The organism is Vibrio limimangrovi (genome assembly GCF_054064025.1).
On sequence record NZ_JBSUGF010000001.1, the window covers coordinates 70,504 to 84,767 of the forward strand.

General features: G+C 44.3%; 13 protein-coding genes and 2 riboswitches. Of the genes, 10 read left to right on the top strand and 3 right to left on the bottom strand.

Annotated elements, in window-relative coordinates:
* Positions 1-10 precede the first annotated feature (10 nt).
* From ACWYU8_RS00295 to ACWYU8_RS00315, 5 genes are all read left to right on the top strand, one after another.
* Positions 11-646 carry a tetratricopeptide repeat protein gene (locus ACWYU8_RS00295; RefSeq protein ID WP_457516134.1) on the top strand — a complete coding sequence of 212 codons (636 nt, stop codon included), beginning with the start codon at positions 11-13 and terminating at the stop codon, positions 644-646.
* A 3-nt stretch (positions 647-649) separates the two neighbouring features.
* Positions 650-1,306: a response regulator gene (locus ACWYU8_RS00300; RefSeq protein WP_457516136.1), complete on the top strand. Its 657-nt coding sequence runs from the start codon at positions 650-652 to the stop codon at positions 1,304-1,306.
* Positions 1,296-2,708, top strand: a complete 1,413-nt coding sequence (locus tag ACWYU8_RS00305) for an ATP-binding protein (protein ID WP_457516138.1) — start codon at positions 1,296-1,298, stop codon at positions 2,706-2,708. The genes ACWYU8_RS00300 and ACWYU8_RS00305 overlap by 11 nt, the downstream gene beginning before the upstream one ends.
* A 188-nt stretch (positions 2,709-2,896) precedes the next feature.
* Positions 2,897-4,846: an LTA synthase family protein gene (locus tag ACWYU8_RS00310; protein WP_457516139.1), complete on the top strand. Its 1,950-nt coding sequence runs from the start codon at positions 2,897-2,899 to the stop codon at positions 4,844-4,846.
* A gap of 275 nt (positions 4,847-5,121) precedes the next feature.
* On the top strand, positions 5,122-5,505 hold the full coding sequence (locus ACWYU8_RS00315) for a hypothetical protein (RefSeq protein WP_457516141.1): 384 nt from the start codon (positions 5,122-5,124) through the stop codon (positions 5,503-5,505).
* A 65-nt stretch (positions 5,506-5,570) separates the two neighbouring features.
* Here ACWYU8_RS00315 and ACWYU8_RS00320 read toward each other — a convergent pair whose 3' ends face one another.
* The gene (locus tag ACWYU8_RS00320) at positions 5,571-6,305 is read right to left on the bottom strand and encodes a chromosome partitioning protein ParA (RefSeq protein ID WP_457516142.1); all 735 of its coding nucleotides are present in this window, start codon (positions 6,303-6,305) and stop codon (positions 5,571-5,573) included.
* A gap of 28 nt (positions 6,306-6,333) precedes the next feature.
* Positions 6,334-6,492, bottom strand: a complete 159-nt coding sequence (locus ACWYU8_RS00325; RefSeq protein ID WP_457516144.1) for a hypothetical protein — start codon at positions 6,490-6,492, stop codon at positions 6,334-6,336.
* Positions 6,493-6,911: 419 nt separating this feature from the next.
* A riboswitch (glycine riboswitch) is annotated at positions 6,912-7,025 on the top strand.
* Positions 7,026-7,027: 2 nt separating this feature from the next.
* A riboswitch (glycine riboswitch) is annotated at positions 7,028-7,115 on the top strand.
* Positions 7,116-7,241: 126 nt separating this feature from the next.
* Here ACWYU8_RS00325 and ACWYU8_RS00330 point away from each other — a divergent pair.
* From ACWYU8_RS00330 to ACWYU8_RS00345, 4 genes are all read left to right on the top strand, one after another.
* Positions 7,242-8,615 carry an alanine/glycine:cation symporter family protein gene (locus ACWYU8_RS00330; protein WP_457516146.1) on the top strand — a complete coding sequence of 458 codons (1,374 nt, stop codon included), beginning with the start codon at positions 7,242-7,244 and terminating at the stop codon, positions 8,613-8,615.
* A 177-nt stretch (positions 8,616-8,792) separates the two neighbouring features.
* Positions 8,793-9,806: a DUF2817 domain-containing protein gene (locus ACWYU8_RS00335; RefSeq protein WP_457516148.1), complete on the top strand. Its 1,014-nt coding sequence runs from the start codon at positions 8,793-8,795 to the stop codon at positions 9,804-9,806.
* On the top strand, positions 9,794-10,564 hold the full coding sequence (locus ACWYU8_RS00340; protein WP_457516150.1) for an alpha/beta fold hydrolase: 771 nt from the start codon (positions 9,794-9,796) through the stop codon (positions 10,562-10,564). Before ACWYU8_RS00335 ends, ACWYU8_RS00340 begins: the two co-directional genes overlap by 13 nt.
* Before the next feature lie 135 nt (positions 10,565-10,699).
* On the top strand, positions 10,700-11,695 hold the full coding sequence (locus tag ACWYU8_RS00345) for an LLM class flavin-dependent oxidoreductase (RefSeq protein ID WP_457516152.1): 996 nt from the start codon (positions 10,700-10,702) through the stop codon (positions 11,693-11,695).
* A gap of 59 nt (positions 11,696-11,754) precedes the next feature.
* Here the strand turns inward: ACWYU8_RS00345 and ACWYU8_RS00350 are convergent, their stop codons facing one another.
* Entirely contained in the window at positions 11,755-12,447 is a 693-nt protein-coding gene (locus ACWYU8_RS00350; protein ID WP_457516153.1) for a LysE family translocator, read from the bottom strand.
* Between the two features lie 175 nt (positions 12,448-12,622).
* Here ACWYU8_RS00350 and ACWYU8_RS00355 point away from each other — a divergent pair, with 175 nt between their 5' ends.
* Entirely contained in the window at positions 12,623-14,164 is a 1,542-nt protein-coding gene (locus ACWYU8_RS00355; RefSeq protein WP_457516155.1) for a carboxypeptidase M32, read from the top strand.
* Positions 14,165-14,264: the final 100 nt, after the last annotated feature.

Here is a 14,264-nt window from a genome sequence, read left to right on the forward strand (position 1 = left end):
GACACTAACGATGAATGCTAAACAATTACTATGCACTTTAACTGTATGTTCAACGTTGGCTTCAACCGCTGCGTTGGCAGGAAATACCCCACTTCAGGACGTGCAAAAGAAATGGGCAGAATGTCAGTACAGCACCCCAAGTGGTGATGAGAAAGAACAGTGTTTCAATCGCACGATTGCAAGAACAAGCATTTACTTGGACAGAGAGCCGGGAAACCCGGAGCTGACTGTTTGGTTGGCCATCAATAAAGCATCTCTGGCTGGCGCGAAAGGCGGGCTAGGTGCATTATCTTTAGCGAAAGAAGCAAAGTCGCTGCTCGAACAAGTGATTGAAACTTCGCCACAAACTCTTGAAGGATCGGCTTACACCAGCTTAGGTTCACTGTATTATAAAGTTCCGGGGTGGCCAATTGGTTTTGGCGACGACGATAAAGCAGAACAAATGTTGAAAAAAGCTTTAGAGATCAATCCAAATGGTATCGATCCAAACTATTTTTATGGTGACTTCCTTGCAGAAGAAGGCAGAGAGCAGGAAGCGAAAGTCTATCTGACTCGAGCTATGCAAGCCTCTCCTCGCCCCGATCGTCCTTTAGCTGATAAAGGCAGAAAACTTGAAATCGAAGCAACATTAGGGAAACTAAAATAATCTATGCGCTTATTACTGGTAGAAGATGACAAACTACTCGGTCAATCCATGGTGACTTCTCTTAATCGCCATGGATACACCGTGGACTGGGTTGAAAAAGGGGCTGGAGTGACAAGCGCACTAAAAACTGAAGAGTTCACCGCGGTGATTTTAGACCTTACCCTACCCGATATTGATGGATTAGAAGTTCTGCGTAACATTCGCAAAAGCGGATTTAAGCTAGCAGTAATGATACTCACGGCAAGAGATGACATCAGTGACCGTGTTCAGGGGCTGGATGGCGGTGCCGATGATTACTTAGGTAAACCATTCGCTCTGGAAGAACTCCTCGCCCGTTTACGGGTGTTGATTCGTCGCCAATCGGGAAGCGCGGATGAGCTTATTCAAGTTGGCTTGTTGTCCTTGTCTTTGTCAGAACAGAGCATCCGCTATGACGATGTGCCGCTGAAACTGACGCGTAATGAGTTTAAGATCCTGACGAGTTTGATTACGAATGCGGGCCGAGTCCAAAGCAAAGAGCAATTGCAACAATCCCTGCACGGTTGGGATGAGGGAGCCAGTGACAACGCGATAGAAGTACACATTCATAACTTACGCAAAAAAGCGCCGAACGTTAACATTAAAAACATTCGCGGTGTGGGGTACATTCTTGAAAAATAATAAGCCGTACTCTTTAAAGCGTAAGCTTACTCTCTGGGTCGGATTATTGGTCTCCGCATTACTACTGATCTCTTTGGTATTCAGTTACCAATCCGCCAAGCACGAAGTAGAAGAAGTTTACGATGCGAGACTTGGTCAATCTGCAAAACTGATGTTTCTCGCTCTGTCTGTTTCCAAAGAAGAAAGCACCCTCGCCAACCACAGCGAGCAATTCCAGCAATGGATGCAAAACATTAAACAACTATCGAAAGATGATGGTGAAGACGCGACAAAGTTTGGCCATCCCTATGAGCAAAACCTCGTATTTCAGTTTTTCCGAGACAATAAACTGCTATGGAGCTCTTCTCCTGATTTAGTCTCACTCTCGTCTTCCTCAAATAGTAGTGGCTATTCTGACATTGAACTGGAAGGTACTCAGTGGCGGGCTTTCCAACTCTCTTTCCCTCAAAGCACACATGAAAATGAATACGTTGTGGTCGCCGAGAAACAGAAAATCAGGCAAGAGATCATCCGTGAAATTGCAATGTCGACGTTGATAGAACAAGTCTTGCTGCTTCCCACATTGCTACTGTTACTTTTTTGGTTGATTGAGCGCTACTTCCGTCCTATCAATGAGCTCCGAAGCGCTATCACTCAGAGGAATGTTCATCGTTTAGATCGAATTCATGTGACTGACCACACTATTGAACTGGATCCTTTGGTAGAAGCCTTAAACTCATTACTGTTTGAATTAGAACAGGCATGGGAACGTGAAAAGCGATTTACACGCGCTGCGGCTCATGAACTGAAAACACCACTAACCATCCTGCGCCTTAACGCAGAAAATGCGCTGCAAAGTAATGACCCGGACCATTTGCGTAGCGACTTGCAGAATATCCTCAAAGGCATAGAACGGACTGACAGGCTTATTCATCAACTGCTGACTTTAGCCAAAGTTGAGAGCTTGTCGGAGCGCATATTCGAAACCATCGAGTTAACGCCTCTACTGCAAACCGTGGTCGCCGATCTCGCTCCTTTGGCGTTAAGGCAGGATCAAGACATAAGTCTCGAATCTATTCCCGTTCAGCTATCAGGAGACCCAATGCTGCTCGGCGTTCTGTTCCGCAATCTCATCGACAACGCGATTCGATATTCTGGTGCAAACAGTGAAATTCAAGTGACGGTATCTCAGGATGCCAATCTCATTCATGTTTCGATATCCGATACGGGTGAAGAGATTCCTCAAGAGACTCGCGATAGAATTTTCGAGCAGTTTTATCGGGGTCATTCTGAAACCGGAGATGGGGCTGGCCTCGGTATGTCTATTTGTAAAGACATTGCTACCTTGCACGGTGCAACTATTAACCTAGCGCCTCGAGAAAATGGACGGAATACTTTTCTGATCGCGTTTCCCAATACCTAACCTGCCAACAGACGGGCTGAGACTGAACTATTACTAATAAATGCATCAGTGATATTACTCGCATACAGAGTAAATAATCCAATACTTTCAAGTTTGTTTTATAGATTGTGGTTATGTTTCACGTTTATTTCACATCGAGTTTGATAGAAACAGCGCTGCATTACTATTGACTCTATTAAAACGTAAATATGAGAAGTACCTTAAATAGGCCCTTTTTTGGGCCACTGCAGCCAATTGCTGTTTTTTCGTTGTTTTCACTCGCCTTTTTATCACTATCTCGACTGTTATTGCTGCTTTGGCAATCCGACCGAATAGAAACACTCGGACACTCCATCCATATTCTCAGCCAAGGTATACGAGTTGATGTCGCAACATTGTGCTGGTTATTTATTCTCCCTGCTCTGCTCTCTTCCCTGCTACCGCTAAAGGGAAAAATTGGCGGTTGCTGGAAGTGGACTCTTCGCCTCTGGATGGTTGCAGGTCTTTGGATACTGGTCTATATGGAGTTGGCGACTGCACCATTCATTCAGGAATATGATCTGCGCCCTAACCGCCTGTTTATTGAATATCTGATTTACCCTAAAGAAGTCATGAGCATGCTATGGGCAGGTTACAAGTTAGAACTGTTTATTGGTGTAGTAGGTTCTACTCTCACTCTAATATTAGGTTGGAATTGGAGTAAAAAGCTGACTGATGCCTCGCAACAAATCAACTGGAAATGGCGTCCTTTGCTCGCCATATTCGTGGTTCTGCTTTGTATTGCTGGCGCGCGTTCCTCTTTTGGTCATCGTCCACTTAACCCAGCGATGGTTGCATTTTCTAGCGATCCGCTGCTGAATGACTTGACGCTGAACTCATCTTACTCTCTGCTGTTTGCTGTGAGTAACATGAAGTCAGAAAAAAGTGCTGAGCAGTTTTACGGCAAGATGGATACCCAAAAAATGTTGGATATCGTTCGTGCTTCTTCCGCGAAATCGGAATTTAGCCCTGATATCTTACCAACGATGAATCACAATACTGCGACCTATAAGGGAAAGCCTAAGAACTTGGTTATTCTGCTACAGGAGAGTTTAGGGACTCAATTTGTTGGATCGATGGGTGGTCTACCTCTGACACCAAACCTCGATAAATTAATCGAAGAAGGCTGGCTGTTTACTCAAATGTATGCCACCGGTACTCGGTCTGTACGCGGTATCGAAGCTGTAACCTCTGGTTTTCCGCCATCTCCTTCTCGTTCTGTAGTGAAACTGAGTAAAAGCCAGACAGGTTTCTTTACTATTGCGGATTTATTGAAACAACAAGGCTATCACACACAGTTCATTTATGGCGGTGAAGCAAACTTCGACAATATGAAGACCTTCTTCTTCGGCAACGGTTTTGAGCAAATTGTTGAAGAGAAAGATTATCAGAATCCGGGCTTCGTTGGCTCTTGGGGGGTAAGTGATGAAGATCTTTATACCAAAGCTGATGAAGAGTTCAATCGCTTATCTAAAGGTGACAAGCCGTTTTTTAGTCTGGTATTTACATCGAGCAATCACAGTCCGTTTGAATACCCTCAAGGCAAAATTAAGCAGTATGATGAACATGAGATGACGCGCAACAATGCGGTGAAATATTCAGATTACGCACTGGGCACCTTTTTTGAAAAAGCCAAACAATCTTCATACTGGGACGACACGGTATTTATCATCATTGCTGATCATGATGCACGCGTTTCAGGTGCTAACCTGGTACCAGTGAAACATTTCCATATTCCTACATTGATCATCGGTAAAGGTATTGAGCCCCGTAAAGACGATCGAATTTCTAACAACATTGACATGCCGCCAACGCTGTTGTCCCTAATTGGCGTTGATGCAAAAAGCCCAATGATTGGACGCGACCTAACCAAGCCGTTAGCCAGAGAAGATGAACGGGCGATGATGCAATACGATAAAAATTTCGGCTATCTGACACGTGATAACCTAGTCGTACTCTCTCCCGGAGAGAAAGTGTCAGCCTTAGCATACGATTTTGATAACCACACAATGACGCCTTTGGATGTTGAGGAATCGGTTATTGAACGCGCAAAAGCGCATGCCCTGTTTGCTTCTAAAGCCTATAAAAACGCTTGGTACTCTTCCCAACGAACAGATTAGCCCCCACTGAATCAGAAATCTAACAGGAGCCATTTTGGCTCCTTTTTCTATCGTTTCTTCCACTAAATAAAAATGCATTGTGTAAGGCGATGAGTGTGAACTGAATGCGGAAAGTACAACTCTTTTCGCCACAACCCACCCAATGCATGATTATTCACTAAAAAAGATTAAAAATATCACTCAAATTATCTCTAAACCATTCCCATTAAGACGCCAATAAATTAGACTCTTGTGAATACCAACAGCTGTGTAGAAGACAACAAAAAGGAATGGCAATGAGCTCTAGTATGATCCTTAGTGAGTCCCTGATTGAAAGCGGACGTGATATCCCACTTACCGAACTTTTGTACGCCAAACGCGTACTCGATAACTACATGGCAGTGGCGAAGGATAGTAGTCCTTTAGAACTACTTACAGAGATGAAAGCGGCAGCTCAACAAGTCGAATACTTCAAAACCTTCGATAACCCTTGTGAGGCTCGTAATGCCATCAGCAGTATGATTGACGAAATTGGCAAAGCGACGTCGTTTGCTGAGTTCAAGACTTTTGCAGGTAAACCTTCTCAAGCATTGAATGAGCTAATTGAAGACCGTGCGCAACTGATTAAGCGAGAAAGAGAACTACTACTGGCTTCTGGTTACGACGCGTCTCGCATTTAAACCAACGCAGTAAAAAAGGAGCGATCGTGCTCCTTTTTCTTTGATACGAAACTGGTTAAGACGGCCTATAACCCCATATCTTCACTCATTTCTTTGATTTGTTTTAAGTCCATTTTGTTGACTTCAATAAGCTGTTCAACTTGGCTTAAGCGTGATATAGCTGCATCATGTTTATTACACGCGTCAGATTTCATATCCCAGGATGTACCTTCTAAGTAAAGATCGCACTCTTTCTTGAGCTTTTTGATTCTTGGGATCAGTTTTTCACGCTCATTCGTCAGCGACTCTAAATCTTGTGTAACTTTAAGTTCTTTTTGAAAGACTTCGCGAGAACGCTCCAACATTGTCGCTTGAATACCGCTCTGGCGAGTCAGTTTTTCATTTTCCGATTTTGCCGTAATGACCTTGTCGCTTTGCTGCTTGAGCTGAGACTCGAGCGACAAATTTACCTTCTCAACTTTGGTCAGTTGTGACTGCAACTTATTCAGCGCTTTCTGATGCTCTTCTTCTTGTGCCGCAAGAAGTGCTGTTACTTTGTCCTGCGACTCTTTTGCTAAGCCTTCTTCACGCAATTTCACCTGCGATAGAATTTCCGATTTATCCTGAGTAAGAGCTTCGTATTTCTGTTCCAAAACCTGATAAGTCGATTCCCATTTCTTAGCGGTTAAAGAAGAACCGACCAAGCCACCAAAAGCTAATCCCAGTACCGCCGCAATAGCGATATAAATATTCGTGCGCTTGTCTCGCTGTTCGATAACAACCACGTCTTCTTGTTCTTCAATATTGTTCTCAGAACTCACCGTATTTAACTCCAGGATTCTTCTTACGCTAGCGAATCAGTTCCGCGATCATAATGGATGCGGTGTAAATCAGGAACGCGCCTATCAAAACAATGACAGTCGCTTTTTGGACTTTTGCATTGGTTCGATAACGAAAAAGCACGAATGCTATCGCAATCAAAACCGCAATGGCTAACAATCTAATCATACAGCCTCCTGGTCCAATTGTGAGTTGTTATCTACGTCGATAAGCGGTTTCACAAAGTTGTATTGTAACCTATTTCTATGATTTTCAACGTCAACATAACGTAGATTTTGAAAAGAGTACGCTCGATTGGATCAATTTTGTGGCCTCAATTGAATCAGTTACCTCGATTTATCGAGCGACTTATTCCCTGAGGTAATCTTGGAACTCATCAACATTACCAAAAATAATAGTGCTGGTAATAAGGTAGATAACGCAAAACTTTCGTCTGTTCACGATTATAAGTGCTCTTCCACAATAATCTCTTGAAAATAAATCCACATTGGGTGTTGAAATGGTCAAAAAACATGATAGAGTTCTCACGTTAATGATGACCAGCATCATTAACTAACCTTTACTCACATCATTGAGTAATTGTTCCGAAGAAGACTGCAGGAGAGTGGTTATTAATCAAATTTTAACATTTGATTAGCATAACTCGCCGAAGAATTAACTATTTCAGGTGCTACTCAGGTAGCGGGGACTGTAGTTGGAGGAACCTCTGGAGAGAACCGTTAAATCGGTCGCCGAAGGAGCAAGTCTTGTGCCATTGCACAGGGTGAAACTCTCAGGCAAAAGGACAGAGGAGTGGAAAGTAAAACCTGACTACTTATTTGGCGATCCCGTCTTTTTAATAGCTTGGGCTCTATTGGAGATCTTGTATCTCATCCTTTCCCTCTTCTCCTTATTAGTTGTTTTATTAAGGGGAAATCATGAACGACCTACAATCTTTACTGCAAACCATCGATAACTTTGTCTGGGGTCCACCACTTTTACTTTTGCTCGTGGGTACCGGTGTTTACTTTACTTTTAGCCTTGGCTTAATCCAGTTTAAACATCTACCGACAGCGTTAGTGATGGTATTTAGTAAAGATAAGTCATCTGATAAACAGGGTGACGTTTCTAGCTTTGCAGCATTATGTACCGCGCTTTCTGCAACTATTGGTACAGGTAACATCGTTGGTGTAGCGACTGCCATCAAACTGGGTGGTCCGGGAGCACTGTTCTGGATGTGGCTTGCAGCCCTATTCGGAATGGCAACCAAATACGCTGAATGTCTACTAGCCGTCAAATACCGCCAAGTCGACGACAAAGGCCAAATGATTGGTGGCCCAATGTATTACCTGCAAAATGGCGTGGGTTCTAAAGCGCTAGCGATAATGTTTGCAGTATTTGCATTAGGTGTTGCTTGTTTTGGTATCGGTACTTTCCCTCAAGTGAATGCGATTTTGGATGCAACAGAGATTTCTTTCGGTGCAAACCGTGAGCTGTCCGCTTTCATCCTGACTCTGTTAGTCGCTTTCGTCACTTTAGGTGGTATTAAGTCTATCGCGAATGTTGCAGGTAAAGTCGTGCCAGCAATGGCTGTCTTCTACGTGCTCGCGTGTCTAAGCGTCATTATCATGAACGCAGACCAACTCATGAATGCGATTGAATTAGTGCTGGTCTCAGCATTCACTTCAACTGCAGCAACGGGTGGTTTCTTAGGCGCAAGCATTATGTTGGCAATCCAGTCTGGTATCGCGCGAGGCGTATTCTCAAACGAATCTGGTTTGGGCAGTGCACCAATGGCAGCGGCGGCAGCGAAGACAGATTCTTGTGTGAAACAAGGCCTGATTTCAATGACGGGTACATTTTTCGATACCATCATCATTTGTACCATGACTGGTTTGGCTCTGATCCTGACGGGCGCTTGGCAAAGTGACTTCTCTGGGGCAGCGATGACGACACACGCGTTTGCGATCGGTCTGAATGCAGACACAGTGGGTCCAATGTTAGTATCTATCGGTCTGATGTTTTTCGCGTTTACCACTATTCTTGGCTGGAACTACTACGGTGAACGTTGTGTAGTGTTCTTGTTCGGTACTAAAGCAGTACTGCCATACAAACTGATTTTTGTCTGTTTAGTGGCTTCAGGCGCATTCCTGCATCTGGATATGATTTGGATTCTGGCTGATATCGTAAATGGGTTGATGGCAATTCCGAACCTGATTGGTTTAATTGCTCTTCGTCACGTTGTTGTAGAAGAAACCAAAAGATACTTTACACAAGTGACTTCGACTCAGAGCGATGAAGTGACTGCATAAATCGTTACCATTCTAGAAACATAAACAACTCGATGCGAAGCCAGTCAGCTTCGCATTTTTTTGTTCCAGTTACCTAAGCTGAAACAAATACTTCACTCCATCCCCATTCAATCCGTTCTAAACTTATGCCAATCTGAATTTGATTGCTATTACCTCAAACTCAATCTGAGCATCAAGATGACTGGACACATTTCTCGTGAAATACAGCACATAGAACAACTCGCTGAGCAATACCCTCAACAACTACGTTTGCACCTTCTTGATGACATTTATCACAAAGGGAAATCCCTACCGATTTATACGCTCGAATTAGGCTCAACTGACAGCGATGCATCTTGTCTGTTTTTCATCGGCGCTATCCATGGTGTTGAACGCATTGGTAGCCAGATTATTCTCGCTTTTATAAAGAGTTTGCTAACAAGGTTGGAATGGGATCGACAACTTAAAGCATCGCTCAATAACTTGCGAATTGTCGCGGTGCCCGTCGTCAATCCTTGGGGCGTCGCACTAAAAAAACGAGCAAATCACAATGGTGTGGATTTAATGCGCAATTCCCCGATCAATAGCGATAACCCTGTCTACCATCTTTATGCCGGTCAAAGTTTTACTTCATGCTTACCCTGGTATCGGGGAAACCCAAACGAGATGGAGCAGGAGCTGCGCGTGTTGTCACACTACATTCTCAATTACACTAGGCAGTCTCGTGCGAGCATTCTTTTAGATTTGCATAGTGGATTTGGTACTCGTGACCGATTGTGGTTTCCTTATGCCTATCAAACCAATCCTCCCAGCAATCTTGCTCAATACTATTTACTGTATAGATTGTTTCGCAAAAGCTATCCGCATTATGAGCTCTATCAGTTTGAGCCTCAGTGGCATCAATACACGACTCACGGCGATTTCTGGGATTGGATGCTGATCCAACATCAGGCGCAGTCAGATCATCACTTCTTGCCACTGACTTTGGAATTAGGATCATGGCTATGGGTGAAAAAGAACCCAGTGCAAATGCTTCGGTTTAGTCAGCTTTTTCATCCAACGAAATCCCATCGTATTAAACGAGTTCAACGCCGCCACAGCACTTTTTTAAGTTATTTAATACAAGTGCTCGATAATGATTTGATAGCAGGCATGGATGCTAGTGTAGAAGAGAAATATTTGGAGAAGGCAAAAAAGCTATGGTACCGATAGTGTTAGTGAGAGGGTTATTACGAGAAAGTGGCCATTGGCAAAATATGCTTAATGCACTAACACAAGCCTCGCCAGAGCTTATTCTCATCACCCCTAACGTACCTGGCAACGGAGAAAAATATCGTGAATTAAGCCCGCTGAAGATTGAACAAATGTTCCCATCGATGCTAGAGCAACTCCCTGACCACTGTGACCGCTATCATCTGGTCGCCATTTCAATGGGTTCAATGCTTGCGAGTCACTGGGCACACACCCTGCCCAATCAAGTTGCTAGCCTAACACTGATCAATCCAAGCTTTTCTCGTTACAGTCCGTTTTGGCTCAGAATCAACATCAACGCGCTGGCAAGCATCGCGGGTTCTCGCTTAAAAGGGAACGAGGCTTTCCAAAAATCGATACTTAAATGGACAAGCCCAATCAGTGTTAATCACCCTGAAGTCTTGGAACATCATATCAAGCTAGCTCGACAACATCCGGTCAGTGCCTGTAATGCCATTCGCCAGCTTTATGCGGCAGCGCAGTTTAAAGGTCAAAGTTCACCACCAGATTGCCCGAGCCAAATTATCGTCAGCACTGAAGATAAACTCGTTGATAGCCGATGTGGAGAAGCCATCGCGAAGGCCTGGCAAGTCGAAATATCACATTTTGATTGTGATGCGCACGACTTACCATTGGCCCAGCCACATGAACTTTCACATCACCTCCTTCATTGGCTAGCGCATGTCGATCGCCTGACAAATGCTCCCCCACCTAAGTAGTTTGACAGAGTGCAACTCCCTTCTCGATATTCCTCCAAGTTATAACTCCAAACTACCTCATTGATGATATAGGGGTTTATTTCGTGTCACATTGACTCCACATAATATGAATAAAGCAAGAATCATTGAGGTCATATGCAATTCCCACGAATCTCTATCTTAGATTTAGCCCCCGTAACAGAAGGCTCAAACTATACGGAAACCTATCAAAAATCGGTTTCCCTTGCCCAACACGCAGAAAAATTGGGCTACCACCGCTTTTGGCTCGCAGAGCATCACAATATGCCAGATATCGCTAGTGCAGCGACTTCGGTTTTGATTAGTCATATTGGAGCTCATACTCAATCTATCCGTCTCGGCTCTGGCGGCGTTATGCTTCCAAACCACGCGCCTTTGGTTATTGCAGAACAGTTCGGTACATTAGAAGCGCTGTATCCAGGACGCATTGACCTCGGTCTTGGTCGGGCTCCGGGTACCGACTATCCAACCATGCATGCGCTGCGCCGCGACCCAGAAAGAATGGATCCGGATTTCGCTGAATTACTTGAGGAGTTGCAGTTTTTTATGGGCCCAGTCTCTAAAGCACAGCCTGTAAAAGCCTGTCCTGGGGCAAACTCTCAAGTTCCCATTTGGCTACTGGGTTCGAGTACCTACAGCGCACATTTGGCCGCTATGAAAGGACTCCCTTTTGCCTTTGCCGCTCACTTCGCACCCGATGCTATGATGCGGGCATTGGATATATACCGAGCAAACTTTCAGCCGTCTGAACAGCTTGATAAACCTTACGTGATGATTGGCGTTAATGTGGTCGTTGCAGAGAGTAATGAAGAAGCAAATTATTTAGCGACGACGGAATATCAGAAATTCTTGCAACTGATTCGCGGTGGCCAGGGAAAAATCCCAGCGCCTGTTGCCGACATGGATCAGTTATGGCAACCTCATGAAAAGCATCAGGTCACTCATCAGCTAAGAGAATCGATCCACGGTGATAAAACACTGGTGCTAGAAAAATTGAAATCACTGGTTGAACGCACACAAGCAGACGAAATCATCGCCCACTCGATTATCTTTGACCACGAGAAGAAGCTACGATCTTATGAACTGTTAGCTGAGTTGAGAGACGAACAATAAGTACGATCAAAAAGAGCGACTATCGAGTCGCTCTTTTTTCATGAGTGTAAACGAAAAGACTATTTGTCTTCTAACATCAACTTCAGGCCCAGCCCCACCAGCACGACACCGGTAGTACCTTCCATCCAGTTCATAAAGCGTGCGCTCTTAAGCAAATTTTTCGCCGACGTTAATGCCCCTGCCAAACCACATTGCCATACCATCGCGATAACAAAATGGATGGCCGCCATAAAGGTCGACTGTAAAAGCGCCGAACCTTCCGGATTAATGAACTGCGGTAAGAAAGCAAGATAAAACACGGCCGTTTTAGGGTTTAAGACATTGGATAAGAACCCTTCTCTCATTGAGCGAAGGAAACTGAACTCATGACGTTTGATTGCTCCTGACGCCGCTTGTGGGCCAGCAGAATTACTCCACAAGCCTTTCAACGTAGTAAAACCTAAGTAGATAAGGTATGCCGCACCAACCATCTTAACCAAATGGAATAGTTCTGCAGACTGAGCAAGGATCGCAGAAATACCAATCGCAGAGAAAGTTGCGTGAACAAAGAGACCAAGGCAAATACCAAGGCTCGTGACCGCGCCATCTGTAAATCCACCGCGCGAAGAATTGCGAATCACCAACGCGGTATCCAATCCTGGAGTGAGCGTCAGTATAGTTATAGCAATTAAAAATGCTTCAAAATTGTGTATCAAGCTTACATCCACCAAGCAATAAGAGAAAACTGATCCTTTATTGTCATATTTATGCATTTATTTCAATTAATTTTACTAACCCAACGATAAAATTCTATTATTGACGGCACCAAACAACCGAATGTATATGTTTCTTTAGTTGCAAGAAGTCTAACTTTCTGTGCGAATCACTTGGTAACCCCGTGGAGGGTTGATAGACTTTTATTTTCTTTATAGTCATGGAAGGCGACACATGAGCGCATTCGAAAAACTCAAAAAACACTCACTAAAACTCTCTAATTTTCAACACCTCGCCGCAATTTGTGGCTGGGATCAAGCGGCAGTAATGCCTAACGGTGGTAGTCAGGCTCGCTCAGAAGCGATGGCAGAATTGTATGTTCACATGCATCACCTGCAAACTCAGCCGCAACTATCAGACTGGTTTGCCGAAGCCGAGCAAGAATCACTTAGTGTTCAAGAACAGGCCACACTGCGCGAACTAAAACGCAACTGGCAGCAAGCTAATGTTCTGCCAGAAGATCTGGTACAGGCAAAATCCCTCGCTGGCTCAAAATGTGAACACGCCTGGCGCACTCAGCGCGGTCAAAATGATTGGCAAGGATTTGAAAAGAACTGGGCAGAAGTCGTAAAGCTTTCTCAGGAAGAAGCGCAAATCCGCGCTGAAGTCACGGGACTTTCCGCCTATGACGCAATGCTTGATATCTATGAACCTGGTACAACAACAAAATCATTAGACCTGCTGTTCAGCGACGTAAAATCTTGGCTGCCAGAAATGATTGACCAAGCTATCGAGAAGCAATCATCGGAAAAATACATTGAGCCACAGGGCGTCTTCTCAACCGAGATACAAAAAGCGCTGGGGTTGGATGTCATGAAACTACTTCAATTCGATTTCGAACACGGCCGACTCGACGAAAGCGTGCACCCATTTTGTGGCGGAGTCCCTACTGATGTGCGCATCACCACACGCTACGATGAAAGCGAGTTTGTACAGTCATTGATGGGAATTGTGCACGAGACTGGTCATGCGCGTTATGAGCAAGGCTTGCCGAAGTCCCTGGCTGGTTTGCCTTCTGGTCAGGCACGATCTATGGGAATTCATGAATCTCAGTCACTGTTCTTTGAGATGCAAATTGGTCGCAGTAATCACTTTATCGAACACTTAGCGCGTCTAGCAGGCTCGCACTTTACGGGTCACGATACTAAATTATTCTCGCAAGAAAACTTCCAAAAGCTCTATACCCGAGTGAAGAAAGACTTTATCCGCGTTGATGCAGATGAACTGACCTACCCTGCTCACGTTATCTTGCGTTACGAGATTGAACGTGACTTGATGAATGGGGCGATAAAACATACCGATGTACCAGAACTATGGGATCAAAAGATGCTGACCTATTTAGGCTTGTCGACGAAAGACAACTACAAAAACGGCTGTATGCAAGATATCCATTGGACAGAGAGCAAATGTACAGTGCATAACTACAAGAATGGTTGCTTACAAGACATTCACTGGACTCAAGGTGCATTTGGATACTTCCCGAGTTATACACTAGGCGCAATGTACGCAGCTCAGTTTATGGCTTCGATGAAGAAGACAGTTGATGTGGACGGAGCTATAAGATCTGGCAATCTATCTCCAATTTTCAACTGGTTATCGGCCAACATTTGGAGTAAAGGTAGCTTACTGACCACTGACGAACTAGTGAAACAAGCTACTGGTGAGACATTGAATTCTGCTTACTTTAAAGAGCACTTGATTTCAAGATACTTGTAAACTTAACTAGGCAGGTCAAGATAGTAATAACAACTACGAGCCTGCCATTTATAGCGATAGGTGACATCAAAATGAGAGATACTCTCTGTACTAAAGACGC

Coding starts and splice junctions, on each gene's coding strand:
- ACWYU8_RS00295 (WP_457516134.1), top strand. CDS start 11: ATGAATGCTAAACAATTACTATGCACTTTAACTGTATGTTCAACGTTG.
- ACWYU8_RS00300 (WP_457516136.1), top strand. CDS start 650: ATGCGCTTATTACTGGTAGAAGATGACAAACTACTCGGTCAATCCATG.
- ACWYU8_RS00310 (WP_457516139.1), top strand. CDS start 2,897: ATGAGAAGTACCTTAAATAGGCCCTTTTTTGGGCCACTGCAGCCAATT.
- ACWYU8_RS00315 (WP_457516141.1), top strand. CDS start 5,122: ATGAGCTCTAGTATGATCCTTAGTGAGTCCCTGATTGAAAGCGGACGT.
- ACWYU8_RS00325 (WP_457516144.1), bottom strand. CDS start 6,492: ATGATTAGATTGTTAGCCATTGCGGTTTTGATTGCGATAGCATTCGTG.
- ACWYU8_RS00330 (WP_457516146.1), top strand. CDS start 7,242: ATGAACGACCTACAATCTTTACTGCAAACCATCGATAACTTTGTCTGG.
- ACWYU8_RS00335 (WP_457516148.1), top strand. CDS start 8,793: ATGACTGGACACATTTCTCGTGAAATACAGCACATAGAACAACTCGCT.
- ACWYU8_RS00340 (WP_457516150.1), top strand. CDS start 9,794: ATGGTACCGATAGTGTTAGTGAGAGGGTTATTACGAGAAAGTGGCCAT.
- ACWYU8_RS00345 (WP_457516152.1), top strand. CDS start 10,700: ATGCAATTCCCACGAATCTCTATCTTAGATTTAGCCCCCGTAACAGAA.
- ACWYU8_RS00350 (WP_457516153.1), bottom strand. CDS start 12,447: ATGCATAAATATGACAATAAAGGATCAGTTTTCTCTTATTGCTTGGTG.
- ACWYU8_RS00355 (WP_457516155.1), top strand. CDS start 12,623: ATGAGCGCATTCGAAAAACTCAAAAAACACTCACTAAAACTCTCTAAT.